Here is a 25,107-nt window from a genome sequence, read left to right as displayed (position 1 = left end):
ACGCCTTGGTGAGGGCCTTCGTGGGGGCTGAGCGCATCACGGCCTCCTACTTGTCCTCGTCGAGGGTGTACGTGCGGTCGCCGGGTGCGACGGCGGTGTCGGATCCCCCCGCGACCAGGGCGAGGCGCACATGGCTCGCGAACGACTCGGCGTACGCGACCCGTTGGGCGTCGGCGGTGTCGAGGGCGAAGGTGATCGGGACCGCCTCGTTCGCGGTGCGGCGGCGGTCGTCGCTGTTCTGGGAGGGGTCCAGCGCGGTCAGCTTGCCGACGTCGATCACCTCGGCGTTCTCGACGATGACCTTCGACTGGTCCTTGCCGTTGTCGTTCTCGGCCTGGAACGTGGCGTAGATGTTGACCCGCGAACCCGGGTTGATCTTCCCCGCCACACCGGTCGCCGCGTCGATCATGATCGCGATCTCCTGCTGGCCCGCCTTCAGCGCGGGCCGGTCCACGATCATGTCGGTCTGGAGCAGCGAGCCCTTCTCCAGCCGGGTGACGGCTATCTTTCCGCGGATCTGGGAGAGGTTGGTGACCGCGGTCGACGACAGCCACCGTTCGGGCATCGAGACCTTCTCGAACTGGTCGGCCGACAGCTCCCGATAGGGCGCGACGTCGCTCTTCAGGCGGTACGCCGCGACCTCTGGGCCGACCTTCGAGTTCACGTCGCGGATCACCGAGAGGACTCCGGCGAAGGCGCCCAGGGCGCACAGGACCGAAAGGACCAGCAGGATGACGCCGCGGCGCTGGCGTGAGTTCATGGCGCGGACAACCTCGATCGGGGGCGGGGACAGCGGGGGTCGAGCGGTCGTACCTGGTGCTCAGCGGTCGTACCTGGTGCTCGGTCGTGCGGGGTGTGCGAGTCGTTACCGTTGTTCAGCTGTACGTACGTGACTTACGCGGTGCCTGGGGGCAAGGCACGTACAGAAGAAACTGCCCGTACGGTGGCGGTCGGAAGCTCCGGTGGCGGAGGCAAAGACGCCGCACAGAAACCGCAGCGGTCGCCGATGAGTTCCAGACCGCACCAGCGGCACTCCTCGCGCCGTACGGACGAGACCAGTTGGTAGAGCACGGACACGTCGTGCAGACCCGCCGCGAACTCGGCGACCTTGCCCGTGCCCCACCAGCGCGCGGACTCGGCGGGCAGCGGCACGGTGGCGACGCCCTGCACGCGCCAGGCGGGGGCGAGGGTCGCGGTGAGCCAGTCGCCGGGCAGCTGCCCGGACGCGACGAGCATCCGCGTGCCGAACTCGGGCCCGGCCAGCTCTTCTTCCTGCCGGCCCTGCCTGCCCTGCCCGCCCTGTCCCAGGCGCACCAGCTGGGGTCGCGGATTGGCCAGTACGGCGAACTGGGCGCCCGGCACCCATGACTTGGCGTGGGATTTCAGGGAGACCGGTACCCGGTCGAGCTTGGCGACCGAGCCGAGCACCGCACCCGCGTAGATGTAGTGGGCGAGCAGCCGCCCGGAGGAGGCGAGCACTCCGGGACTGAAGTCGCAGACGGAGAGCTGGCGCAACTGCTGGGCGAGCAGGGCGAGTCCGAGCGGCGGCAGGTCGACGCCGAGCAGCGCGATGCGGTCGCTCTCCAGGACGGAGCGGACGGCGTGCAGGCGTCGGGTGACGTCGGTGGGGGCGGAGGCCGGGTATAACGCGATCACGTACCCGTGCTGCTCGATGAGCGCGTGCATCCCGGTGAGGGAGTTCTCGAGGTTTTCGAGGGGCTGGACGGCGGCGGGCGGTGTCTGCCGGTCCTGCGGTGGGAGCACCAGATCGGAACTGGTGACGGCTATCGCGGTCGGCACGCTGCACACCACCCCGTTCACTGCGGCGGGGTGGTCGACCACCGCCTCAGATCGCCCCTGTGACGTCCTCTTGCAGCACCTTATCCGCGGCTTGCCCCGCTCAACACCGAATCTCCGAGATCAACTCACCGAAGGTGGAGCCTTGATCCACACAGAGTGAGACGCATATGCCTCAACTCGGTTGCGCCCCAAGGGGGTTGAGGTCGAACGAGAGGTCTTGACAACCCTATTGGTCTGGACCAGCTTGTACGTCCAGCGGTGGCCACCGTTCCCTTCCCCACCCCCCACCGGAGGCCGAAGTGAACCGCGTACCAGGCATGCCCGAACGCCCCGAGGAACCCCGAGGACCCGAGCGACCCGAACGACGCAGACGAACGCGCCGGACATGGGCCGGAGCCCTCGCCGCCGTGCTCACCGCGTCCGCCCTCACCCTCACCGGCCTGGCCGGCCAGGCCTCGGCGGCTGACATCAACAACGCCAAGAACGCCGGCTACGAGTCGGGCCTCACCGACTGGACGTGCTCGGCGGGCAGCGGCGCCACCGTGTCCGCGCCGGTGCACGGCGGCGCCTCCGCCCTGAAGGCCACGCCGAGCGGCCAGGACAACGCCAGGTGCGCCCAGACCGTCGCGGTACTGCCCGACTCGACGTACACGCTGAGCGCGTGGGTGCGCGGCGGGTACGCGTATCTGGGCGCGAGCGGCACGGGCACGACGGACGTCTCGACGTGGACTCCCGACTCCTCCTCCTGGAAGCAGCTGACGACGCGCTTCACGACCGGGGCGTCGACGACCTCGGTGACGATCTACACGCACGGCTGGTACGCACAGACGGCGTACTACGCGGACGACGTGTCCGTGTTCGGCCCCGACGGCGGCGGGGGCGGCGACCCGTCCCCCACCATCCCCTCCGCACCCGCCGGCCTGAAGGTCGCGTCCACGACCTCCTCGTCGGTCTCGCTCACCTGGAACGCGGTGGCGGGCGCGACGGGCTACCAGATCTACCGGGGCGGTACGAAGGCCCTCGCGGTGACCGGCACTTCGGCGACGATCTCCGGTTTGGCGGCTTCGACCTCGTACTCCTTCCAGGTCACCGCGACCAACGCGGCGGGTGAGTCGGCGAAGTCGGCGGCCGTGAACGGGACGACGACGGCACCGCCCGGCGGGGGCGGGGGCACAGCCCTGCCCAAGCACGCCGTGACCGGCTACTGGCAGAACTTCAACAACGGCGCGACGGTCCAGAGGATCTCCGACGTCCCGTCCCCGTACGACATCATCGCGGTGGCCTTCGCTGATGCCACGTCGACACCGGGCGCGGTGACCTTCAACCTCGACTCGGCCGGGCTCGGCGGCTACACCGTCGACCAGTTCAAGGCGGACATCAAGGCCAAGCAGGCGGCCGGTAAGAAGGTGATCGTCTCGGTCGGCGGCGAACGCGGCACGGTGTCCGTCAACGACGCGACCTCGGCGACGAACTTCGCGAACTCGGTGTATTCACTGATGCAGACGTACGGGTTCGACGGCGTCGACATCGACCTGGAGAACGGCCTCAACGCGACGTACATGACGCAGGCGCTCCGCTCCCTGTCCTCGAAGGCGGGTGCGTCGCTGATCATCACGATGGCGCCGCAGACGATCGACATGCAGTCGACGTCCAACTCCTACTTCCAGACGGCCCTGAACATCAAGGACATCCTCACGGTCGTCAACATGCAGTACTACAACAGCGGTTCGATGCTCGGCTGCGACGGCAAGGTCTACAGCCAGGGCTCGGTGGACTTCCTCACGGCCCTGGCCTGCATCCAACTGCAGGGCGGCCTCGCCCCGTCCCAGGTGGGCCTCGGCCTCCCGGCCTCCCCCCGCGGCGCGGGCAGCGGCTACGTCTCCCCCTCCGTGGTGAACAACGCCCTGGACTGCCTCACCAAAGGCACGAACTGCGGCTCCTTCAAGCCGCCGAGAACGTATCCCGACCTGCGCGGCGCGATGACGTGGTCGACGAACTGGGACGCGACGGCGGGCAACGCCTGGTCGAACGCGGTCGGTCCACACGTCCACGCCCTGCCCTGACGGCCGGCGCCGGCCAATGCGCCTGGCCCCGGCCGCTCACAGGACGCCGGGGCCGGGCCCATCGCTCCTCACGGACCCGGGAGCTCCGCACAAAACTCCGCCCGGTGTCACGGCAGCGCTCATGTGGGCCATAGGAGTTCACCGTGTGCGGAAATGTGACCTGGTGTGATGTGACGAGCGGCGACGGGTGCTCAACGGCCCGCGATGTCATGTGGATCGGGGGCGGGACCATGGGTGGGAGTGGACTCGACGGGCAGGTCGTGTCGGCGGTTCGGGTGGGGGACGCCGAGGGGGTGCGGGCCCTGTTGGAAGGAGGGGCCGATCCGGATGCGGTCAACGCGGACGGGCTGCCGGCGCTGTGCGTGGCGGTGGCGGCGTACGACGCGACGGTCGCCGAAGTGCTGGTGGAGGGCGGCGCGGATCCTGACCGGGTGCTGCCGGACGGGACCACGCCGCTGTGGCGTGCCGTTGACGGCGGGTCCCCGGCGGTCTTCTCGGCCGCGCTGGGCAAAGAGCCCCGGCTGCGGCTTCCGGAAGCCGCGCGAGAACGGCTGCTCGCCCTGGCTCGGGGCTGGTGCGAGGCGGGCGGGGCCGAGGAGTTGCGGCGCAGAACGGGGGAGCCGGGTCCCGCCGCGACGGTCCGGGTCCAGGACGACGAGTACCACTGGGTCGATCAGGTCTCGCTCGGCGGGCTCGTCGTGCGGGCCGGACACGGCGCCATCCTGACCTCTCTGGAGTGGGCCTTCCGCGTCCTGACACCCGTCGACGAACTGATCGCCCGCGCTGTCGGGCAGCATGACGACGATCATGTGGACTGGTGGGCGAGCTGCTGGATCCTCAGCGAGCGTCGCAGCTTCGAGACCTGGTCGGCCGTGGTGGCCCATCGCCACCACCCTGCCTTGGCGCACCGCCGGTTCGTGGTGGATTACCTGCGGATACGGGGGCTGCTGGGCAACGGCCCCGACTACGACGAGAAGGCGAGCGACCTCCTGGCCGCCTGGGCGGCCGAGGAAACGGACAGCGAGATGCTCGCGAAGGTGCTCGACGCCTTCACCGCGTACGAGCATCCCGGCCAGGAGGACATCGGGCTCCGTTACGCCGGCCATCCCGACCCCCGCGTACGCCGCGAAGTGCCCTATGCCCTCTCCGCGGAAGACGTTCCCCTCTCCCCCGCCGCCAGGGCCGCGTTGCTCACCCTCACCCGTGACCCGGACGCCGGGGTGCGGATCAGGGCGTGCACGTCGGCCATGCGGGACGACGAGCTTCTCCCGGAGATCACCAAGGCTCTGCTCCTCCTGACCGAGGACCAGGATGCGGACGTGCGGGGCGCGGCCGCGGGAGCACTGGCCGGCTCCCGGGACCGCGCACCCGCGGTCGCCGACGCCTTGGCGGCGTTGCTGGACGACGACGACCAACTCGTACGCCTGGAGGCCGCCTACGGCCTGACCCTGCGCGACGATCCGCGCGCCGACGGGGCGATCGAGCGGGTCGGCCATCTCGGTGCTGGTTTCGAGCACGACCACCGGGCCGGCGCGCTCTGGAGCCGGCGGTGGCGCAAGGAGACCCCGACGGCCGGGTGACGACCGGCGCGACGCCGCTCCTAGCCCGCGGGGCGGTAATACCCGAGCACGGAGGCGAGCTGCCCGAACCACTCCTGCAGCCGCTCGCGGCGCTTCGCGTCGACCCCGCACTCGTACACGCTGCCGTCGACGTGGACGACGGCGACCATGAGGCCCCTGCCCGTGGCGCCGGGCTTGTAGTGGACGCTGCGGATCACGGGCCAGGGGAACTCGGCGTTCATTCCGTGGTTCTCGAACGAGACCCCCTCGGCATCCACGACGACGGCGTTGTGCCGGTCGGCGGCGACGAAGTCCGGGCCCTGGGCAGGGGGTTGTGGCGGGGTGGGGGCGGGCGGGTACGGGGCGGCCTGTTGGGCGTACGGGTTCTGGGGAGCGTGTTGCGGGGTCTGCTGGGCGTACGGGTTCTGCGGGGCGTACGACGGGGGAGGCGGGCCGAAGCCTTGTGGCGGCTGGGAGCCGGGTCCGGGCTGCTGCATGTCCATCCCTCGCGTGCTGATGTGCGCCGATCAGTGTGATGTGCCGATCGCAGATTACGTGCTCGACGCTCCATGGCGTCGCGTCGAACGTCCACCATTCCATGCCCCCCGCCCGGGCACGGTCAGTGGTGGAACAGGCGCAGGCCGGTGCGTGCCAGGGTGATGCCGTGCTCGCGGCAGGCGTCCTCGACCTCGGTGGACCTGATCGAGCCGCCGGGCTCGGCGATGTACCGGACGCCATGGCGGTGGGCGTGGTCGACGTTGTCGCGGAACGGCAGCGCGCCGTCGGAGGCGAAGGCGACACCGGTGAGGCGCTGTCGCCACTCGGCACGCTGAGCAGGTGTCAGCTCGTCGGCCGGCTCCGCGAGTACCTGCGCCAGGCGTGTGCTCTCCTGCCGGGTGAGGCCGCCCTCGATGAAACGGATCTGCCAGTTGATCCGGTCCTGGCGCCGGACTCCGGGCCGGAAAGCGAGCGCGCGCACGGCGGGATGGCGCCGCAGCCACCAGGTGTCGGCCTTGGCGCCGGCCAGGCGGGTGCAGTCGACCCGGGACTGCTGGCCTGCGCCGATGCCCAGCGTCATCCCGTCGCGCACGTAACACACCGAGTTGGACTGGGTGTGGCGCAGGACGGCCAGCCCCAGCAGCACGTCCGCCACCGCCGCCGTGGGCAGTGCCCCGCCCACGGTGTCGGCGAGCAGCGCGGGAGTCAGCGGCGCCTGGTCGCGCTCCTGGGTCAGGCGCACGCCGAAGACCTCCCGTGCTTCGCGCGGCGGAGGCGTGAACGCTTCGTCGGCCTCCAGGACCAGGAAGCGGCCGTTCTTCTTCCTGCTGAGCCGCTCGACGGTGCCGGGGGCGTAGCCGGGGGCGATGATGCCGTCGCAGACCACGCCGGTCAGCAGCTCGGCGAGCTCGGCGTCGACCGGATGCGAGACGGCCGCGAAGTCGCCGTAGGAGGATTTGGGGTCGGCGTCCCGGGCGCGCAGGTAGGCGCCGGTGAGACTGCCGACTTCGGCGCCGGCCACGCCGTACAGCTCGGCGGTGACCTCGTCGACGGGACCGGCGACGGCCGCACCGGCGGGCGAGACGTGCTTGAAGGAGGCGGCGGCCGGTCCGCCCAGCGACCGGCTCGCCTCGCGCACCAGCTGCCATCCGTTGAGCGCGTCCAGCAGATTGATGTAGGACGGTGCTCCGTGCACCAGGCGCACCGGCCATCCGCCGGGGCTCACCGGTGCGGCGGGCGCCGCCGCCTGGTGCGGGTTGATTCCGTAGCGCAGTTCCATGGCACGGCCTCCTCAGCGGACATCGCTGACGAAAGGCGCCCAGGCGGTCGACGCTCGCGTCGGATCACGACCGCTCCCCGGTGGTCATCCACCCACGCCAGTCGCGGCCGGGCCTCACTCTATCCGGGAAGACCGACCAGCCCGTCCTCCGGGACCACGGGTCATCAGAAGAACTCCGACCACGGCTGGTCCCAGATCTGCTTCACGCACAGGACGACGAAGAGCAGGCCCGCGATCACCAGCATGACATTGCTGAGGATGCCGTTGCGCCATTCCGCGGGTGTGCGCGAGGAGTTGAGGAGCCAGACGAGGGTGAGGGCGAGGAAGGGCATGAAAGCCGCGCCCAGGACGCCGTACAGGATGATCAGACGGAAGGGCTGCCCCTGGAAGAGGAGGACGATCGGCGGGAAGGTCAGCCAGAGAAGGTAGGCGCGGAAGGGCCAGGACTTCTCGCGGGCGCCGGACGCCACTTCCTCGGCGGAGGCGACCGGCTCGCCCGTCGCCTTGCGGCGCGCACGGTAGCGCTCCACGAAGTCCGCGAACATCAGGCTCACGCCGTGCCAGACGCCGATCAGCGAGGTGAAGGACGTGGCGAAGAAGCCGATGAGGAAGAATTTCGACGTCGCCGTGCCGTATTCGTCCGCCAGGATGTCCCCGAGCTGGATGAGGCCCTTGTCGCCACTCGCGATGGCCACGTTCGCGGAGTGGAGGAGTTCGGCGCCGACGAAGAGCATGGCGATGACGAAGATGCCGGTGGTGGCGTACGCGACGCGGTTGTCGAGGCGCATCACCTTCATCCAGCCGGTGTTCGTCCAGCCCTTCGCGTTGACCCAATAGCCGTACGCGGCAAGGGTGATGGTGCCGCCCACGCCGCCGATCAGACCGAGGGTGTTGAGGACCGAGTCCTTCTCGTCGGGCAGGACCGGGAGCAGGCCCGCGAAGGCTTCGCCGATGTTCGGAGTGACACGGATCGCCAGGTAGACCGTGACCACGAACATCACGCCCACCAGCACCGTCATGACCTTCTCGAAGACGGCGTACTTGTTGAACCAGACGAAGACCAGGCCCACCAGGCCGGTCAGGACGGACCACCACTTGAGGTCCATGACGTCCGGAAAGAGGGCTTGGAGCGGCAGGCCGGACGACGACATCGCCGCCGCGCCGTAGACGAAGCCCCAGATCACGACGTAGACGACGAAGAAGTACGTCGTCCAGCGGCCCAGGCTCGCCCAGCCGTCGAAGAGGGTGCGGCCGGTGGACAGGTGCCAGCGGCCGCACGCCTCGGCCAGGGAGATCTTGACGAGACAGCCGATGATGGCGGCCCACAGGAGGGTGTAGCCGAAGTTCGAGCCGGCGATGAGTGTCGCGACGAGGTCACCCGCGCCGACGCCGGTGGCGGCGACCACGATGCCCGGTCCGATGTACTTCCAACTGGATTTACGAGGGCTGGTGATGGCCTCGCCTGTCGTTTGCTTTCCCGTGGTGTCAGCCATGCCGATCAAGAAAGCGTAAAGAGGGCGAAGGCACAAGAGGGCATGCCGTGAAGGAAGTTGGTCGTACGCGTACCGCCGCGTGGGCTTTTTCGTGGGCTGCTTCGTGGGCTGCTTCGGGGGCTTCTTCGGGGGCTTCTTCTTGTGCTAACGCGCGTACTGCATCCGGATCAGCGAACCGCCCGCCTCCCGGTCCCGGATGTCCACGTACGCGCAGACCTGGCGGGTGAACCACAGGCCCTGGCCGGAGGGCCCGACCTCGGGAGCGGGCGGGACGAAACCGGCGAGCGGGTCGCCGATGCGGGCGGGGGTGCGCAGCTCGCACACGCACGAGCGGCCCTCGCCCCACAACAGGGCCTCGGTGAGCGGTGATGCAGTCGCCTCGGTGAGCAGCGCCGAGGCGACCGCCGCCGCGAACAGCTCGGAGTCGGCGGGTCCGAGTCCGCGAGCCCTCGCCCGTGCCCGCTCGCTCAGGGTGCTCACCTCCGGGGCGATGAGGCGCTCGGCCTCGGGCGGGGGCGGCGGTAGTGCGACGGTGTCCAACTCGCGGACGAGCCGGGCCGGTTCCTCGTACACCGGTGTGTCGGGATGGGCGCGGCGCGCGACGTCGACGATGGCGTGGCCCGCCGTGCGGGTGTCGTACGCGCACAGAACCGTCACCGCGAACGGCGCGAACAGCAGGTTCGCGAGCGCCTCGTAGCGGATCCACTCCGTGGTCTCGCGCGCCGAACTGCCGGCCCGGCCCGCCCACTGAGGCTCCATGAGGAGGTGGATACGGCCGCCGGGCCCTGCCCCCGTGGCGAGGAAACCGGCGCCCTGGGCGATGGCGTTGGCCGCCGAGCCCGTGTACCACTCGGCGTGCGGGATGAAGCCGACGGCCTTGGCGTCCGGGCCGAGCGCCTCGCGCAGGAGGCCGAGCCGGACCGGGTCGGCGATGGCCACGGGCGGGGGCTCGCCGGGCGCCGCGAGCCCCTCGGCGATGAAGGGCAGCGCCGCCGCGAGGAAATCGCCGTCCGACCCGAACACGGCCATACGATGGTCGAACGGCCTTTGGTTGTGGGCCTGTTGGGTGCTCACGCGTGCCTCGATCAGCCGGTCCTCGCTCGTCTTGCCGGTCTTGCTCGTCGTGCTCGTCGTGCTCGACTTGCTCGTCTTGCGCAAACGGCCACTCTCCCCGCTGACGGGTCGCCCACGCACCCGCCCGTCACACGCGCGGGTGCACCTTGAGGCGGGTCCGCGTAGAGGCGCGCGCCTCCGCGTACACTGCCCGCCTCGCCGCCCGTCACCCTTGACCCGCTCATGCCAAGCCACCACGATGAGCGCCACACCCGCACACAGGGTCCGCCGTCACTGCGACGGCGGACCCCGGCACGTCGCACTGAACCACCCCCCGCTCCCATCCCCACACTTCCGGAAGATCCCGGAATTCCTGGAGAACCTAGGAGAATTCATGCGACTTCGCAGCAAAGGCGGCGGCGCAACCGGCAGCAGCGGCGACAGCGGCAGCAGACGCGTGCGACGCACCGCCGCCCTCGCCGCCCTCCTCGCCCTGGCCCTCGCGGCCCCGATCACCGCCACGACCACCGCGAGCGGCGCCCCCGGCGCGTCACCCGCGTCCGACGCCGACGCCGACGAGATCCGCCAGTACGAGATCCATCTGCACCACAGCACCGCCGCCACCCGTACGGCCATCGCCCGGACCGGAGTGTCGGTGGACGAGGCCGACGAGGAGACCGTCGTGGTCTCGGGCCGCGCGTCCCAGGTCCGGAAGCTGCGCGGGCTCGGCTACGAGGTCTCGCCGCTGGGCTCGGCCCCGGACCGTTCGAGCAGCCGTGACGCGAGCATCCTGGACTTCCCCTCCGCCGACGCGCGCTATCACAACTACGCCGAGATGAACACGGAGATCAACCAGCGGCTCTCCGCGTACCCGAGCATCATGAGCAAGCGGGTGATCGGGAAATCGCACCAGGGCCGCGACATCGTCGCCATCAAGATCAGCGACAACGTCGGGACCGACGAGTCCGAGCCCGAGGTCCTGTTCACCCACCACCAGCACGCGCGCGAGCACCTCACCGTCGAGATGGCGCTCTACCTGCTGCGTGAGCTGGGTGCCGGATACGGCTCCGACTCGCGGATCACGAACATGGTGAACAACCGCGAGATCTGGATCGTCCCGGACCTCAACCCGGACGGCGGCGAGTACGACATCGCGTCCGGCTCCTACCGCTCGTGGCGCAAGAACCGCCAGCCCAACAGCGGTTCGTCGAACGTCGGCACGGACCTCAACCGCAACTGGAACTACCGCTGGGGCTGCTGCGGCGGTTCGTCCGGCTCGACGTCCTCCGAGACCTACCGGGGCCCGGCGGCCGAGTCCGCGCCCGAGGTGAAGGTCGTCGCCGACTTCGTCCGCAGCCGGGTCGTCGGCGGCAAGCAGCAGATCAAGGCGGGCATCGACTTCCACACGTACAGCGAGCTGGTGCTGTGGCCCTTCGGCTACACCTACTCGGACACCACGACGGGCATGACGGCCGACGACCGCAACGCCTTCGCGACCGTCGGCAGGAAGATGGCCGCCAGCAACGGCTACACCGCCGAGCAGTCCAGCGACCTGTACATCACCGACGGCTCGATCGACGACTATCTGTGGGGCAGCCAGAAGATCTTCGGCTACACCTTCGAGATGTACCCGTCGTCCAGCTCCGGCGGCGGCTTCTACCCGCCCGACGAGGTCATCGAGCGGGAGACGTCCCGCAACCGGGACGCGGTGCTGCAGCTGCTGGAGAACTCGGACTGCATGTATCGGTCGATCGGCAAGGAAGCCCAGTACTGCAGCTAGCGCGCCTCAGTCGGAGTCGTCGTCGGCGTCCTTCCCGGCGTCGGCGGCGGCGTCCTCGCCGTCCTCGAAGTAGGCGTCCAGGACCTCGTCGAGCTGCGACTCCCACTCCTCGAAGCGCGCCCTGGCCGTCGCCTCGATCTCGATCGGGTACCAGCGGCGGTCAGGGGTATGCACCGTGATGGTGAACCGCTTGCCGAAGCGCGGGGACTCCGTCTCGATCGCCCCGACCTCGTCCCAGCGGAACTCGCACGCCTGGTCGTCCAGGCGCAGTCGTACGCCCTTGTGGTCGGCGACTATCTTCGCGCGGCGGTCGGAGGCCTCGAAGACGGGGCCATCGGGGGCGAGTTCCTCGTCGGGTTCCTTCTCGGGACCCTTGTCGGGTTCCTTCTCGGACTCCTCCTCTGCTGCCGCTGCCGGGGGTGCCGCCTCCTCGGGCTCGACGACGTCCTCCGCCTCCTCGGTGCCTTCCGGCTCGGCGGCGTCTTCCGGCTCCGCGGACGCGGGTGACGTGAGTCCGGGGATGTACGCCGGGTCTACGCCGGCGTCCAGGGGCTGGCTGTTCGAACCAATACGCTGCTCCACAGCGGGCAGTATGGTCGACGATCCTGTGCCGGGGACAGTCAGGTCCCCTTACCCCTGTCATCCTCCGCTGGGTCTGTCCCCTTTGTCGCGGGCGCGGGGGAACCAGGGCGCCGCGCGGAGGCGTGGAACGCAGGGGAGGCCATCGCGGTCGGGCGAGTGGGGGCGTGATCTCCAGCCGGGCGTGTGGCACAGGGACGTGTGGCGTCAGGGGGCAGGACGTGAACGTCGGGGCGGGCAAGGGTGAGGGCCGGGGCATACATGTGCTGCCTCCGGGAGCGGACGACCCCGAATGCATCGGGCCGTACCGCGTCCTCGGGCGGCTCGGTTCCGGCGGCATGAGTCGCGTCCATGTCGCACGCTCACCCGGCGAGCGGCTCGTCGCCGTCAAGGTCCTGCTCGCCGAAGGACCGGTGGGCGACGCGGACCGCAGGCGGTTCGCCCGCGAGGTGAGCGTCGCGCGGCGGGTCGGCGGCGTCTCCACAGCGAATGTCGTCGATGCCGACCCGGACGCCGAACGGCCCTGGCTGGCCACCGAGTTCATCCCCGGCCCCTCGCTCCACGACCTGGTGCGCCTCTGCGGGCCGCTGCCGTCCGACGCGGTGCTCCGGGTGGCGGCCGGTGCGGCGGAGGCGCTGCTCGCCCTGCACGAGGCGGGCGTCGTGCACCGGGACGTCAAACCGGGGAACATCCTGCTGCCTCTGGACGGTCCTCGGCTGATCGACTTCGGCATCTCGCAGGCCATCGACATCACCCGCACCACGCTCACCCTGGGGACGATCGCCTACACGTCCCCCGAGCAGGCCCGCGGCGAGGAGTCGACGGCCGCGTCCGATGTCTACTCCCTCGGCGCCACCCTCTTCCACTTAGCCACCGGCCGCCCGCCGTACCGGAACACCGGCGACACCCTCCGGCTGCTCGCCCAGGTCTCGCGCGGCGATCTCGACCTGGCCGGGCTGCCGCCCGAACTGGCTCCGCTGGTCACACGCTGCCTGCGCGACGACCCCGGGCGGCGCCCCGGCCCCGCCGAACTGCTCGACGAGCTGACCCCGGCCGTCGCCGCACGGCGGGCCGCGGCCGACGGCGCGCCCTGGCTGCCGCCGCAGTGGCTGCGCCTGATCGAGGCGTACGAGGCGGAGGTGCGCGCCCTCGAGGAACGGCGCCCGGCGGCCGCGGCGACCCCGGCGGCCGTGGCGTCCCCGGCCGGCGACGCTCCGACGCGGGACCTGCGGGCGGCTCCGCCGCCGGATCCACGGCTGCGCGTGAGCGGCCGGCCGCCCCTGCCCTTCGGGCGCGGACCGGCCGGACCGGGGAGGAGGTTCTCGGGCGTCTGGTGGCTGGTGCCGCCGGTCGTCCTGAGCATCCTGGCCGCCCTGATCGTGCTCTGGGTGGTGCCCGACCGGGACAACGACTCGGACGCTGCCGCCGGTTCGCCCGCCACCGTGACCGCGACGGCCACGCGCACCACGGAGAACTCCCCGACTCCCGACCCGACGGCCCGGGCATTCGCGGCCGTGCGTACGGGGGACTGTCTCGACGCCTACAAGAACAGCTTCACGGGCAGGTGGAGCGCCGAGATGCCGAAGCGGGTCAACTGCGAGGCCTACGAGGCCCATGTGAAGGTGACGTCCACGAACAAGGACGACGGCAGCGACTGCCCCCGTGGGCCGGACCGAAGCCATTGGCTTTACGACAGCGGCGCGGACACCAAGATCCTGTGCCTGGAACGACAGTTCCTCCCCGCCAGGTGTTTCCCCGCCAAGAGCTCGGGCGACGACGTGGAAGGCGATCTGATGGCCGCCTGGGACTGCGACAAGGGGGACACGCTGCCGTACCCCTACGAGTTCCTGATGCAGATGACCAGCCCACGCAAGGGGTCGAGCGGCGACTGCTCGTCCGATGACGGGCACCGCTACTGGATGTGGAGGGTGCAGGGCGGGGAGGCGTACCTCTGCGCGTGGCGGCTCCCGCCCGGNGCGTACCTCTGCGCGTGGCGGCTCCCGCCCGGCTACCCGGAGTCGTCGAGGTAGCGCGCCGGAAACGGTCCGGCCGCCCGGCCGCGGGGGTCGGGCGGCCGGACCGTTGGCGCGCGGTGTCGCCGCTCTACACGAAGACGCTCAGCACCGCCGCCACCACGAACCCGGCCACGGACAGCACCGATTCCAGGACCGTCCAGGTCTTGAGGGTGTCCCGCTCGGAGAGGCCGAAGTACTTGGCCACGATCCAGAAGCCGCCGTCGTTGACGTGCGAGGCGAAAATGGAGCCCGCCGAGATCGCCATGATGACGAGGGCGACGAACGCCTGTGAGTGGTCGCCCTCCGAGAGGAGCGGGGCCACGATGCCCGCGGTCGTCACGATCGCGACCGTCGCCGAACCCTGGGCCACGCGCAGCACCAGCGAGATCAGATAGGACAGGACGACCACGGGCAGGCCCACGTCGTTGAAGGTGTCCGAGAGGGCCTGCGCGACGCCGCTGCCCTTGAGGACGGCGCCGAAGACACCGCCCGCGCCGACCACCAGCAGGATGTTGCCGACCGGCTTGAGCGAGGCGGTCGACACGGTCTCCAGGGACTTGCGGGACCAGCCGCGGCGGATGCCGAGGAGGTAGTACGCCAGCAGCAGCGCGAGGGTGAGCGCGACGAAGGGGTGGCCGAAGAACTCGATGACGCTGCGGGCCGTGGAGGGATCGAAGGCGATGGACGAGAACGTCGCCAGCAGGATCAGAAGCAGCGGGGTGCCGATGATCGCGAGAACGATGCCGAGCGGAACCGGCTTCTCCGGCGGCGTCACGCCGTCCGTGCGCTGCTCTTCGGCGAGCGCGGCCTTCGCCTCGTCGGCGGCCTCGACCATGTCCTGCGGTACGGGGACGAAGAGCCGTCGTCCGATCCACGCGGACCAGGCCCAGGCGGCGAGCACGGCGGGGATACCGCAGATGACACCCATCAGGATGACCCAGCCGAGGTCGACCTTCAGCAGTCCGGCGGCGGCGACGGGACCGGGGTGCGGCGGCAGGAAGGCATGGGTCATGGAGAGACCGGCGAGCAGCGGCATGGAGTAGAGCACGATCGACTTGCCGCCGCGCTTGGCCGCCGCGTACACGATCGGCGCGAGCACGAAGATGCCGACGTCGAAGAAGACCGGGATACCGAAGATCAGGCCGGTCAGGCCCATGGCGAGTGGGGCGCGCTTCTCGCCGAAGAGGCCCAGCAGCCGGGAGGCGAGCACCTCGGCGCCGCCGGAGACCTCGAGCACGGCGCCGAGCATGGTGCCCAGGCCGATGATGATCGCGACGTGGCCGAGTGTTCCGCCCATCCCGTCTTCGATGAGCGAGACCGCGTCGGACTTCTGGACGGTGCCGAAGAGTTCGGTGACGGAGAGGCCGGCCGCGAGGCCGACGGCTATGGAGACGGCGAGCAGCGCGACGAACGGCTGAAGTCTGACCTTGATGATCAGGACGAGCAGCAGCACGATGCCGAGCGCCGCGATGGTCAGCAGACCTGCGGTTCCGTCGATGAGGAGGAGCAGGCCCCCGGTGTGGGGTGGGGCTGGGGTCTCCGCGGCGAGGGGTGTGGCTATGAGGGGGGACGACATGAGTGGGGGGGGACCTCTTCTTAAGTGCATCGGTCTTTCGGACAGGGGGGATCGCGGTGCGGCGCCATGGGGAGCGCCGCACCGTGATGACGTACGGGGTGCGGGAGTTGAGGGGGCGTCAGCCCAGTACGGCCAGCGCGTCGATCTCGATGAGGAGGCCCGCGGGCAGGCCGACGTAGACGGTGGTGCGGGCGGCGGGCGGAGCGGTGAGGTTCTGCTCCTCGAAGTACTGGTTGTAGATGCCGTTCATCTCGGCGAAGTGGTCGACGTCCGTGAGATAGACGCGGACCATCATCACGTCGTCCCAGCCGGCGCCGCCCTCCTCGAGGACCGACTTGACGTTGGCGAGGGTCTGGAGGGTCTGCTCGCGCAGGGTCGGCCCGGCGGGCGTCGGCGGCTGTCCCTCCACGGCGGGCAGGAAACCGACCTGTCCGGCGACCTGCAGGATGTTCCCCTTCTTGACGCCGTGCGAGAACTTGGCGGGCGGGGTGGTGTGGGTCTTCGGGGTGAGGGCGATCTTGTCCGTCATGAGCTCGCTTCCTTGTGGGGTGCGGTGCCGGAGTACTCCTGGCTGATGGCCTCGGCCGTACGGCGCACCAGCGGGAGCAGCGTGAGGAGTTCGTCGGCGGTGACGACGACGTTCGGTGCGGAGACCGACATGGCGGCGACGACACGCCCGTCGGTGCCGCGGATGGGGGCGCCCACGCAGTTGATGGACTCCTCGTGGCCGCCGAGGTCGGTGGCCCAGCCCTGTTCGCGTACCGCCGCCAGCTCCTTGAGGAAGGCGGGGGCGTTGGGGATCGAACGGGCCGTGTACATGGGGTAGTCGAGCTTCTCCGCGAGGGCGCGGCGCTCGGGATCGGGCAGATCGGCGAGGAGCAGCTTGGCGACGGCGGCGACCGTGATGGCGACGGGCTTTCCGATCCGGGAGTACATGCGCACCGGGTAGCGGCTCTCGACCTTGTCGATGTAGAGGACCTCGCCCTCCTCGTACACGGCGAGGTGGACGGTGTGCCCGCACTCCTCGTTGAGACGTACGAGGTGGGGGTGGGCGATCTCCCTGATGTCCAGGTTCTCGACCGCCTCCTGGGCGAGCGCGAAGAGGCGGGCGCCGAGGCGGTAGCGCTGGTCGGACTGGCGGTAGACGAGGCCGTGTTCGTGGAGCGTGCGCAGGAGCCGGAGCGCCGTGGACTTGTGCACGCCGAGGCGGTCGGCGACCTGGCCGAGGTCGGCGGGGCCCTCGGCGAGCAGCGGCAGAATGCTCAGCGCGCGATCGACGGTCTGGCTCATGGGGTGCGTACCTCCTCCGGGGCCCGCGTCCACCCGGGGCCGAGTCGAAGTGTCCCCCACGCGTCGTCGTCCAGGGCGACCAGCCGGTCGGCGTGCCCGCGTGCGGGCGGCGCCGCGAGATCGCCGGGCACGGTGAGCGCGGCGGCCGCCATGAGATGCCCGTGCCGGATGCGGTCCCGTACGGGGAGCCCGCGCAGGGTCGCGGACAGGAAACCGGCGGCGAAGGCGTCACCGGCCCCGACGTGCGCGACCACGTCCACGCGGAGGGCGGGGACATGGGTGACGGACTCGCCCTGACCCTCGCCCTCGCCCTCGCCCTCGAACACCGTGACCCCCCGCCCTCCGTCCTTGACGACCAGCAGGCGCGGCTCGGGAAGCAGTGCCCGGATCGCGGTGGGGCCGCCGGTCACGCCCCAGGCGGCCTCGGCCTCGTCGCTGCCGACGAAGACGAGGTCGCTGCGGCGGGCGAGGCCGAGGAGCGTGGCGCCGGCCTCGGGGCGGTCGCGCCAGAGATCGACACGGTAGTTGACGTCGAAGGAGACGAGGGGGCGGCGGGCGCGGGGGGACGTGAGGTCGCGCAGAAGCCCGAGGCAGTCGTCGGAGAGGGCCGCCGTGATGCCGGAGAGGTGGAGCACGCGGCCGGAGCGGATCTCGTCGCCGGGCATGTTCGCGGAGGACATCGCGGAGGCCGCGGAACCGGCACGGTAGTAGACGACCTCGGAGAGCGGAGCCCCGCCCGCCTCCGCGGCCCCGTCCGCCCCCTCGATGACGTCCGGCCCGTGAGGATCCCCCGCGCCCGGCGTGAACGCCCGCTCCCCCGCCGTGCGGAAGTAGATGCCGGTGGGACGGGCCGGGTCGACCTGGACCGCGCTCGTGTCGACGCCGAGTGCGGCGATCCGCTCCACCAGGTGCTGCCCGAAGCCGTCGGAGCCGATCCGGCTGACCCACTTCACCGCATGCCCGGCGGCAGCCAGCCCGCACGCCACATTGGACTCCGCGCCGCCGATGCCCCGGTCGAAGGACGGTACGTCGGCGAGGCGCCCCGGACGGGAGGGCAGAAACGTGACCATGGACTCGCCCAGCGTGACAACGTCCACGACATCTCCGACGGGGGTGACGATGATTGTGGGCTCCTTGTCGCTCGGCGAGTCTCGGCGGCTCCGTTGACCCGGCGTTGGCTGGGATGTTAGACAGCCGTGAGCGACATACGCAATGCGCGTTGCAAATATCGCAACACACCTCATCAGGGAGGCTCCATGGCCGTCGACAGACCAGCCGAAGCCCTCGATGCCCTCGAAGCCCTCGCCCGGCTCGCCGAGGAACGCGTCGACCACCGCTTCAGGGGCCTCCCGCCGGACGCCGAGGGCCTGACGGTCGGCGAACTGGCCACCCAGCGCCGCAATCTCTTCACCGACGGCTTCACCACCCCGGTACTCGCCCTCTCCGCCGAGCGCCTGGAGCACAACCTCCGTCTCATGGAGACGTATGCCGCCCGCCACGGCCTCGTCTTCGCCCCGCACGGGAAGACGTCGATGGCGCCCCAGCTCTTCCACCGCCAGATCGAACACGGCGCGTGGGGGATCACGCTGGCGGTGCCGCACCAGGTGCGGGTGGCACGGGCCTTCGGCATCCAGCGCGTCTTCCTGGCCAACGAGTTGGTGGACCCGGCCGCGCTGAAGTGGATCGCCTCCCAACTCGCCGCCGACCCGTCCTTCCGTCTCATCTGCTACGTGGACTCGGTGCGCGGCGTCGAGCTGATGGACGCGGCGCTGCAGGGATCGGCCCGCCCGGTGGACGTCGTCGTCGAGCTGGCCGCGGGCGAGGGCGCCCGGACCGGCGTACGGACGGAGGCGGAGTGCGCGGCGGTCGCGGACGCGGTGGCCGCCGTGGACACGCTGCGGCTGGTGGGCGCGGCGGGGTACGAGGGCGAGGTGCCGCGGGCCGACCCGGAGCGGGTACACGCGTGGCTGCGCCGCCTGACCGCGCTGGCCGCCGGCTTCGACAAGGCGGGGCGTTTCGAGGGGCTGGACGAGATCGTCGTCAGCGCGGGCGGCAGCGCCTGGTTCGACGCGGTGGCCGACGTCTTCGGAGAGATCCCCGAACTGTCCCTGCCCGTAATGAAGTTGTTGCGGTCCGGTGCGTACGTCTCGCACGACGTGGGCCACTACCGCCGGGTGACCCCGTTCAACCGCCTCCCCGAAGAGGGCGCCCTCCACCCCGCCTTCCGCCTCTGGGCCCAGGTCGTCTCCCGCCCCTCCCCCGAGCAGGCCTTCGTCAACGCGGGCAAGCGGGACGCGGCGTACGACCTGGACCTGCCCGTCGCCGAGGTGGTCCGCCGTGCCGGCGGCGAGCATCCCGCGAACGGCGTCACGGTCACGTCCCTGTCCGACCAGCACGCGTGGATCGGTACGACCCCCGAGGCGGATCTGCAGATCGGCGACTGGCTGGGCCTCGGCCTCTCCCACCCCTGCACGTCGTTCGACAAGTGGCAGCTGATCCCGGTGGTGGAACAGGACGGCACCGTCGTGGACTACGTCCGTACGTTCTTCTAGGAGGCACCGTGGATCTCGTCATCCGTGACGCGGACGTCGTCGACGGCAGTGGTGAACCCTCCTACCGGGCCGACGTGGCCATCAAGGGCGGCCGTATCGCCGCGATCGTCAAGGAGGCCGCGGCGGCCGGCTGCCAGCGGCCCACCGCCCGCCGCGTCTTCGACGCCGAGGGCCTCGTCCTCTCCCCCGGTTTCATCGACATGCACGCCCACAGCGACCTCGCCCTGCTCCGGGACCCGGACCACAGCGCGAAGGTCGCGCAGGGGGTGACCCTCGAAGTCATCGGCCAGGACGGGCTGTCGTACGCGCCCGTCGACGACCGCACGCTCGCCGAGGTGCGCCGCGCGATCACCGGCTGGAACGGCAACGGCGACGACATCGACTTCACCTGGCGGTCGGTGGGCGAGTACCTGGACCGCCTCGACCACGGCTTCGACGGCGAGGGCATCGCCGTCAACGCCGCCTACCTCATCCCCCAGGGCACCGTCCGGATGCTCGCCGTCGGATGGGACGACCGTGAGGCGACGCCCCAAGAGCTGGACACCATGCGGCAGTTGGTGGCCGACGGAATGCGAGAGGGGGCCGTGGGCATGTCCTCCGGGCTGACGTACACGCCCGGCATGTACGCCAAGGACGCCGAACTCACCGAGCTGTGCCGGGTGGTGGCGGAACACGGCGGCTACTACTGCCCGCACCACCGCTCGTACGGAGCGGGCGCGCTCGAGGCGTACGAGGAGATGGTGGAGCTGACGCGGAACGCGAACTGCCCTCTCCATCTCGCCCACGCCACCATGAACTTCGGCGTGAACGAGGGGAAGGCCCCGGACCTGCTGGCGCTCCTCGACGACGCGCTCGCCTCCGGAGCCGACATCAGCCTCGACACGTACCCGTACACCCCGGGGTGTACGACTCTCGTGGCGATGCTGCCCAGTTGGGCGAGCGAGGGCGGCCCGGAGGCGATCCTCGGCCGCCTGAAGGACGACGGCACCGCCGAGCGGATCCGCCACCACATGGAGGTCGTGGGCGCGGACGGCTGCCACGGCGTCCCCATCGAGTGGGACACGATCGAGATCTCGGGCGTGGGCGACCCGGCCGTCGCGTCCTATGTCGGGCGGACGGTCCAGCAGTCGGCCGACGAGCGCGGCGAGGCGCCGTGGACGACCGCCCGCCGTCTCCTCCTCGACGACAGCCTCGGCTCCACGATCCTCCAGCACGTGGGCCACGAGGAGAACGTCCAGGAGATCATGCGTCACCGCGTGCACACCGGCGGCTCCGACGGCATCCTCCAGGGCGACAAGCCGCATCCGCGCGCGTACGGGACGTTCCCCCACTATCTCGGCCGGTACGTGAGGGAGTTGGGCGTCCTGAGCCTCGAGGAATGCGTCGCGCATCTCACCTCACGCCCGGCCGCGCGGCTCCGCCTGCCCGACCGCGGCCTGGTCCGCGAGGGCCACCGTGCCGATCTGGTCCTCTTCGACCCGGCCACGGTCGCCGCGGGCTCGACCTTCGAGACTCCGCGCACGCTCCCGGCCGGCATCCCGCACGTCCTCGTCGACGGCCGTTTCGCCGTCGAGGACGGGCGGCGTACGGACGTACTGGCGGGGCGGGCGGTCCGGCGCACGGCCTGACCACCCGCCCACTACCGGGGCCGCGCTACGGCTTGGGAAGAGTGCACCCCGAGCGGCTCAGGTCGATCTTGTTGTCGAGCCCGACGCAGGGGACGACCTGGTAGGTCTGCTGGGCGTAGTTGATGCCCCGTCGAACGGTGATGTTGCCGTTCTGGTCGACCTCGCAGGGGTTGTTGTCGGTGCAGCGACCGCCGTCCTCGTTGCCGGTGTTGTTGACGGCGACGACCTTGCCGGTGGCGTTGTCGATGACGGGCGAACCCGACGTGCCGCCGATGGTGTTGCAGGAGGAGGTGTAGCGGACCGAGTCCTTCCAGGTCCACGAGCCTTCCTTGAGGCGGTAGGCGAACCCGTCGACGCTGCAGCTGTAGATCCGCTTCCAGTAACCGGAGACGACCTTGATGGCGGTACCGGCCGTCGGGCGGGCGGCGTTGAGCTCCAGTGCCTTGATGCCGTAGGAGTTCTGGATCTGCTGGTACGTGCTGGTCAGCTGGTACAGCGACATGTCGGTGTCGGTCATCGTCGCGTACGCGATCTTGCTGGCCCGGAGCGTGGCGACGCGCGTACCGGCGGAGTTGAGCAGGCCGAAGGTGCGGTTGGAGGGCTGGTCGACGATGACCTCGCCGGGCTCCGGGAAGCCGCTCTCGAGGCAGTGGCCGTTGGAGAGCACGAGGGCGGGGTCGTCCGCCTCCGAGCCCGGCATGCGCACGACGGATCCGGAACAGTTGCTGAGCGCGACGGTGCCTGCGAAGTCGACCGCCCGGACGGCGGGCGCCTCGGCCTCCTTCTGGGTGGCAGGCACTCTGGTCTCCGCCTGTCCGGCGGATGTCTTGACCTCCGCCTGCAGGACGGGCGCCGCGGCCTCACCCGTGCCGGCGGCCACCGCGGGCGCCATGCCCGCTCCGGTGATCACCAGGGCTCCGAGTACGGCGAAGAGCGGCTTCTTTGCGCGGGGCTTCATGTGGGGTCCCCTTTTACGTGTTGAGCGACCGGGGGTTTCCCGGCCGCTTCCCGTTTTTGTCATGCGCATTCTGGGGTGAGAGTGACTGGTGAGCAAGGAGTTGAATCAAGCCGCTGATTTGAGCAAGTTTTGCGCCGTACTTCCGGACGCGGCTCGCTACTTGGGGCCTTTGGTGGCGCCCTGGCCCCGGCCGGGATTGCCGTTCCCCCTGCCGGGTTCGGTCGTGGTGGTGGCCGTGGGCGACGGTGTGCCCTTCGCGGGTTTGCCGGAGCCGTCCTCGGACCCGCCGGACCCACCGGTTGGGGAGGTGCTCGGCGACGGGCTCGCCGATGCCCGGTTCGGCGCCCCGGAGGCTGCCTCGCGCGACGCTCCGGACGGGTCGCCGGACGTCGAGGCGGTCGAGCCGGGCCGGTCCGTGGCGGAGGAGGACTGCAGGGTGTTCGGCGCGTTCTCGCGGCCGCCGTCGCCGGAGCTCTCGGACCCGAAGAGGCCGGTGATCACGACGACGCAGAGCCCGACGCAGGCCACACCGGCGGCCACGGCTCCGCGCCGCCGCAGCCGGACGCGACGGCGGCGCATCAGCCGCTCGTGACGCCCCTCCGCGTCGGGGAGGACCGCAGCCGGCGGCTTCGGGGAGGACCCCGCAGCCGCCGGGTCCTCCCCGAACTCGATGCGGACCGTGTCGTCGTACGCGTTCTGCCAGCCGTGCGCCGCCGCCGGGTCCGCGTACTCGTCGTACGCCGGAGCCGTGTCGCCGTACGGGTGGTACACGCGCGGCGTGTCGCGGCCTTCACCGTTCTCCCGGTATGCGCCATTCACGTCGTACACGCCCTTTGGGTTCTTCGTGGCATTAGCGTGGGAGGCGCCGCTGCCGCAATGAGGGTCCGGAACATGGCGGGGCATTGTAGAGAAAGAAGGGGCTTGTGGTGCAGCCGAGAGTCAAAGCCACCCAAAGCGTCACGTCTCACGTGGTGGAGAACACGCCCCATGAAGCGTTACGCGGCCGTAAGCTCACGGACATGCAGGTGATCCAGTCGACCAAGCTCGCCAACGTCTGTTACGAGATCCGGGGACCGGTGCTCGAGGAGGCGATGCGGCTTGAGGCAGCGGGGCATCGCATTCTCAAGCTGAACACCGGGAACCCGGCGGCGTTCGGGTTCGAGTGCCCGCCCGAGATCCTGGAGGACGTCCTCCGCAACGTCTCGTCCGCGCACGGGTACGGGGACGCGAAGGGCCTGCTCGCGGCACGCCGGGCCGTCGTCATGCACAACCAGACACTCGGCATCGAGACGGACGTCGAGCACGTCTTCATCGGCAACGGCGTCTCCGAGCTGATCGTGATGGCCATGCAGGGCCTGCTGGACGACGGCGACGAGGTCCTCGTACCGGCGCCCGACTACCCCCTGTGGACCGCGGCCGTCTCCCTCTCCGGCGGCACGGCCGTCCACTACCGCTGCGACGAGCAGTCCGACTGGATGCCCGACCTCGCCGACGTCGAGCGGAAGGTCACCGACCGCACCAAGGCGCTCGTCATCATCAACCCGAACAACCCGACGGGCGCGGTGTACGACGAGGCGATGCTGCGGGGTCTGACGGACATCGCGCGCCGCCACAACCTGCTCGTCTGCTCCGACGAGATCTACGACAAGATCCTGTACGACGACGCCACCCACACCGCGACCGCCAAGATCGCCCCGGACCTGCTCACGCTCACCTTCAACGGGATGTCCAAGGCGTACCGCGTGGCCGGCTACCGGGTGGGCTGGATGGCGATCTCCGGGCCGCGGGCGCACGCCGACTCGTACATCGAGGGGCTGACGATCCTGGCGAACATGCGGCTGTGCGCGAACATGCCCGGCCAGCACGGTGTGGTGGCGGCGCTGAGCGGCCGCCAGACGATCAACGATCTCGTGCTGCCCGGCGGCCGACTGCGCGAGCAGCGGGACGTGGCGCACCAGTTGCTCACCCAGATCCCGGGTGTGACGTGTGTGAAGCCGAAGGGGGCGCTCTACCTCTTCCCGCGGCTCGACCCGAAGGTCTTCAAGGTGAAGGACGACCGGCAGATGGTGCTGGACCTCCTGCGGGCCGAGAAGATCATGGTGGTGCAGGGGTCGGGGTTCAACTGGCCGGAGCCCGATCACTTCCGGGTCGTCACGCTGCCCACGGCAAGGGATCTGACGGACGCGGTGACACGCATAGGGAACTTCCTCGACGGATACAGCCAGCCGTGACGCCGCCGCGCCCCTGACGGGCCCCTCCGTCCCCCACTCGGTCCATCACTATGCGTGGCCAATGGGGTCACTTTTGCGAACCAGCTCAACTTTAGACGAAATCCAAGCTAGGATGGCTTCCTGTCAGAGCACAGGAGGCCATCCCCATGTACGAACCGATCCGCGCCAAGTCGGTCCACACGATGGCCGGCACCGCCGACTTTCCCCACCGGTCGCGGGAGGAAGAGCTGGACATCCAGCTCGCCGGTCATCTCGCGGCGCTGCTCACGGTGACGGACGAACTGCGCGGCCTCGCGCCGTCCGCCGACCTCGAGGTCGCCGCGGAGCGGCTGGCCGAGCAGGTGGCCCGGCTTCGGGGTGGACGTCCGCCGGCCCATTCGTCGCGGGCCGCCGACGACGAGCCGCGCGTCGCGGCTCTCCACCAGCGCGCACACACCCTCGCGGGACGCGCCCTCGTCGTGGCGGCGTCCCGAGCGGACACCGCGGCCGCGATCCTGTCCGCTGAACGCATGGACGCCCACGCTGCTGCCGCCGAGCCCCACGCCCTCACGTCCCACTGAGGCCTCCGGGCTCCCCCGATCGGCCCCGGTCCGCGTGCACCCGCAGAGACGCGCGGACCGGGCGCCACAGCACTGCGTTCGCTTCGACGGGAAAACTGGTGCGCTCCTCGAAGCCGCAGGCCGATAACCGCGCTCGCCGCGACCTCACATGACAGGGCCGGGGCCCCGCACACCGTTGTGCGGGGCCCCGGCC

General features: G+C 70.4%; 20 protein-coding genes, 1 pseudogene and 1 riboswitch. Of the genes and pseudogenes, 8 read left to right on the top strand and 13 right to left on the bottom strand.

Annotated elements, in window-relative coordinates; genetic code table 11:
* Positions 1 to 46 precede the first annotated feature (46 nt).
* Complete coding sequence (cpaB, locus tag FGD71_RS24725; RefSeq protein ID WP_119102705.1) at positions 47 to 760, bottom strand: Flp pilus assembly protein CpaB; 714 nt, start codon at positions 758 to 760, stop codon at positions 47 to 49.
* A 134-nt stretch (positions 761 to 894) separates the two neighbouring features.
* Complete coding sequence (locus tag FGD71_RS24720) at positions 895 to 1,800, bottom strand: hypothetical protein (protein WP_240436742.1); 906 nt, start codon at positions 1,798 to 1,800, stop codon at positions 895 to 897.
* A 299-nt stretch (positions 1,801 to 2,099) separates the two neighbouring features.
* On the opposite strand from FGD71_RS24720, the gene FGD71_RS24715 reads away from it, so the two are divergent.
* Both FGD71_RS24715 and FGD71_RS24710 read left to right on the top strand, forming a co-directional pair.
* The gene (locus FGD71_RS24715) at positions 2,100 to 3,863 is read left to right on the top strand and encodes a chitinase (protein ID WP_420878342.1); all 1,764 of its coding nucleotides are present in this window, start codon (positions 2,100 to 2,102) and stop codon (positions 3,861 to 3,863) included.
* A 230-nt stretch (positions 3,864 to 4,093) separates the two neighbouring features.
* Positions 4,094 to 5,443 carry a HEAT repeat domain-containing protein gene (locus FGD71_RS24710; protein ID WP_119102726.1) on the top strand — a complete coding sequence of 450 codons (1,350 nt, stop codon included), beginning with the start codon at positions 4,094 to 4,096 and terminating at the stop codon, positions 5,441 to 5,443.
* Between the two features lie 20 nt (positions 5,444 to 5,463).
* On the opposite strand, the gene FGD71_RS24705 is transcribed toward FGD71_RS24710, so the two are convergent.
* From FGD71_RS24705 to FGD71_RS24690, 4 genes are all read right to left on the bottom strand, one after another.
* Positions 5,464 to 5,919, bottom strand: coding sequence for a hypothetical protein (locus FGD71_RS24705; protein WP_240436741.1), 456 nt, complete (start codon positions 5,917 to 5,919; stop codon positions 5,464 to 5,466).
* Positions 5,920 to 6,041: 122 nt separating this feature from the next.
* The gene (locus tag FGD71_RS24700) at positions 6,042 to 7,199 is read right to left on the bottom strand and encodes a phosphoribosylaminoimidazolecarboxamide formyltransferase (protein ID WP_119102702.1); all 1,158 of its coding nucleotides are present in this window, start codon (positions 7,197 to 7,199) and stop codon (positions 6,042 to 6,044) included.
* A 30-nt stretch (positions 7,200 to 7,229) separates the two neighbouring features.
* Positions 7,230 to 7,314, bottom strand: a riboswitch (ZMP/ZTP riboswitch).
* Between the two features lie 49 nt (positions 7,315 to 7,363).
* Positions 7,364 to 8,692: an Nramp family divalent metal transporter gene (locus FGD71_RS24695; RefSeq protein WP_119102701.1), complete on the bottom strand. Its 1,329-nt coding sequence runs from the start codon at positions 8,690 to 8,692 to the stop codon at positions 7,364 to 7,366.
* A 144-nt stretch (positions 8,693 to 8,836) separates the two neighbouring features.
* On the bottom strand, positions 8,837 to 9,850 hold the full coding sequence (locus tag FGD71_RS24690) for an MEDS domain-containing protein (RefSeq protein WP_240436740.1): 1,014 nt from the start codon (positions 9,848 to 9,850) through the stop codon (positions 8,837 to 8,839).
* 289 nt (positions 9,851 to 10,139) lie between these two features.
* Between FGD71_RS24690 and FGD71_RS24685 the strand changes: the two genes are divergently transcribed.
* Positions 10,140 to 11,525: a M14 family metallopeptidase gene (locus tag FGD71_RS24685; protein WP_119102700.1), complete on the top strand. Its 1,386-nt coding sequence runs from the start codon at positions 10,140 to 10,142 to the stop codon at positions 11,523 to 11,525.
* 6 nt (positions 11,526 to 11,531) lie between these two features.
* On the opposite strand, the gene FGD71_RS24680 is transcribed toward FGD71_RS24685, so the two are convergent.
* The gene (locus tag FGD71_RS24680; protein ID WP_119102699.1) at positions 11,532 to 12,107 is read right to left on the bottom strand and encodes a hypothetical protein; all 576 of its coding nucleotides are present in this window, start codon (positions 12,105 to 12,107) and stop codon (positions 11,532 to 11,534) included.
* 122 nt (positions 12,108 to 12,229) lie between these two features.
* Here FGD71_RS24680 and FGD71_RS24675 point away from each other — a divergent pair.
* Positions 12,230 to 14,079 (top strand): annotated as a pseudogene (locus FGD71_RS24675) (serine/threonine protein kinase); the annotation flags it as partial.
* Positions 14,080 to 14,207: 128 nt separating this feature from the next.
* On the opposite strand, the gene FGD71_RS24670 reads toward FGD71_RS24675, so the two are convergent.
* From FGD71_RS24670 to FGD71_RS24655, 4 genes are all read right to left on the bottom strand, one after another.
* Positions 14,208 to 15,695 carry a GntP family permease gene (locus FGD71_RS24670; RefSeq protein WP_119102698.1) on the bottom strand — a complete coding sequence of 496 codons (1,488 nt, stop codon included), beginning with the start codon at positions 15,693 to 15,695 and terminating at the stop codon, positions 14,208 to 14,210.
* A 118-nt stretch (positions 15,696 to 15,813) separates the two neighbouring features.
* Positions 15,814 to 16,224, bottom strand: coding sequence for a RidA family protein (locus tag FGD71_RS24665; protein ID WP_119102697.1), 411 nt, complete (start codon positions 16,222 to 16,224; stop codon positions 15,814 to 15,816).
* On the bottom strand, positions 16,221 to 16,985 hold the full coding sequence (locus FGD71_RS24660; protein WP_119102696.1) for an IclR family transcriptional regulator: 765 nt from the start codon (positions 16,983 to 16,985) through the stop codon (positions 16,221 to 16,223). Before FGD71_RS24660 ends, FGD71_RS24665 begins: the two co-directional genes overlap by 4 nt.
* Positions 16,982 to 18,082: a sugar kinase gene (locus FGD71_RS24655; RefSeq protein ID WP_338120081.1), complete on the bottom strand. Its 1,101-nt coding sequence runs from the start codon at positions 18,080 to 18,082 to the stop codon at positions 16,982 to 16,984. Before FGD71_RS24655 ends, FGD71_RS24660 begins: the two co-directional genes overlap by 4 nt.
* Before the next feature lie 159 nt (positions 18,083 to 18,241).
* Here FGD71_RS24655 and FGD71_RS24650 point away from each other — a divergent pair, with 159 nt between their 5' ends.
* Both FGD71_RS24650 and FGD71_RS24645 read left to right on the top strand, forming a co-directional pair.
* Entirely contained in the window at positions 18,242 to 19,537 is a 1,296-nt protein-coding gene (locus tag FGD71_RS24650; protein ID WP_119102694.1) for an amino acid deaminase, read from the top strand.
* An 8-nt stretch (positions 19,538 to 19,545) separates the two neighbouring features.
* Positions 19,546 to 21,165 (top strand): N-acyl-D-amino-acid deacylase family protein, encoded by a 1,620-nt coding sequence (locus tag FGD71_RS24645; protein WP_119102693.1) that lies wholly within the window; start codon positions 19,546 to 19,548, stop codon positions 21,163 to 21,165.
* Positions 21,166 to 21,190: 25 nt separating this feature from the next.
* On the opposite strand, the gene FGD71_RS24640 is transcribed toward FGD71_RS24645, so the two are convergent.
* On the bottom strand, positions 21,191 to 22,123 hold the full coding sequence (locus tag FGD71_RS24640; RefSeq protein ID WP_119102692.1) for a trypsin-like serine peptidase: 933 nt from the start codon (positions 22,121 to 22,123) through the stop codon (positions 21,191 to 21,193).
* A gap of 156 nt (positions 22,124 to 22,279) precedes the next feature.
* Entirely contained in the window at positions 22,280 to 22,951 is a 672-nt protein-coding gene (locus FGD71_RS24635; protein WP_140935940.1) for a hypothetical protein, read from the bottom strand.
* 191 nt (positions 22,952 to 23,142) lie between these two features.
* Between FGD71_RS24635 and FGD71_RS24630 the strand changes: the two genes are divergently transcribed.
* Both FGD71_RS24630 and FGD71_RS24625 read left to right on the top strand, forming a co-directional pair.
* Entirely contained in the window at positions 23,143 to 24,354 is a 1,212-nt protein-coding gene (locus FGD71_RS24630) for a pyridoxal phosphate-dependent aminotransferase (protein WP_119102689.1), read from the top strand.
* A gap of 146 nt (positions 24,355 to 24,500) precedes the next feature.
* Positions 24,501 to 24,914, top strand: a complete 414-nt coding sequence (locus FGD71_RS24625; protein ID WP_119102688.1) for an SCO4983 family protein — start codon at positions 24,501 to 24,503, stop codon at positions 24,912 to 24,914.
* Positions 24,915 to 25,107: the final 193 nt, after the last annotated feature.

It is taken from the genome of Streptomyces sporangiiformans, from assembly GCF_005768555.2.
GTDB classification, from domain to species: Bacteria; Actinomycetota; Actinomycetes; order Streptomycetales; family Streptomycetaceae; genus Streptomyces; species Streptomyces sporangiiformans.
The sequence above is the reverse complement of the archived record's forward strand: the minus strand, read 5'-3'. Positions and strand labels throughout refer to the sequence as shown.

Bases quoted from the DNA above. Each gene is read 5' to 3' on its own strand.
- cpaB (WP_119102705.1), bottom strand. From the start codon at position 760: ATGAACTCACGCCAGCGCCGCGGCGTCATCCTGCTGGTCCTTTCGGTC.
- FGD71_RS24710 (WP_119102726.1), top strand. From the start codon at position 4,094: ATGGGTGGGAGTGGACTCGACGGGCAGGTCGTGTCGGCGGTTCGGGTG.
- FGD71_RS24705 (WP_240436741.1), bottom strand. From the start codon at position 5,919: ATGCAGCAGCCCGGACCCGGCTCCCAGCCGCCACAAGGCTTCGGCCCG.
- FGD71_RS24700 (WP_119102702.1), bottom strand. From the start codon at position 7,199: ATGGAACTGCGCTACGGAATCAACCCGCACCAGGCGGCGGCGCCCGCC.
- FGD71_RS24695 (WP_119102701.1), bottom strand. From the start codon at position 8,692: ATGGCTGACACCACGGGAAAGCAAACGACAGGCGAGGCCATCACCAGC.
- FGD71_RS24685 (WP_119102700.1), top strand. From the start codon at position 10,140: ATGCGACTTCGCAGCAAAGGCGGCGGCGCAACCGGCAGCAGCGGCGAC.
- FGD71_RS24670 (WP_119102698.1), bottom strand. From the start codon at position 15,695: ATGTCGTCCCCCCTCATAGCCACACCCCTCGCCGCGGAGACCCCAGCC.
- FGD71_RS24665 (WP_119102697.1), bottom strand. From the start codon at position 16,224: ATGACGGACAAGATCGCCCTCACCCCGAAGACCCACACCACCCCGCCC.
- FGD71_RS24660 (WP_119102696.1), bottom strand. From the start codon at position 16,985: ATGAGCCAGACCGTCGATCGCGCGCTGAGCATTCTGCCGCTGCTCGCC.
- FGD71_RS24650 (WP_119102694.1), top strand. From the start codon at position 18,242: ATGGCCGTCGACAGACCAGCCGAAGCCCTCGATGCCCTCGAAGCCCTC.
- FGD71_RS24640 (WP_119102692.1), bottom strand. From the start codon at position 22,123: ATGAAGCCCCGCGCAAAGAAGCCGCTCTTCGCCGTACTCGGAGCCCTG.
- FGD71_RS24630 (WP_119102689.1), top strand. From the start codon at position 23,143: ATGCAGGTGATCCAGTCGACCAAGCTCGCCAACGTCTGTTACGAGATC.
- FGD71_RS24625 (WP_119102688.1), top strand. From the start codon at position 24,501: ATGTACGAACCGATCCGCGCCAAGTCGGTCCACACGATGGCCGGCACC.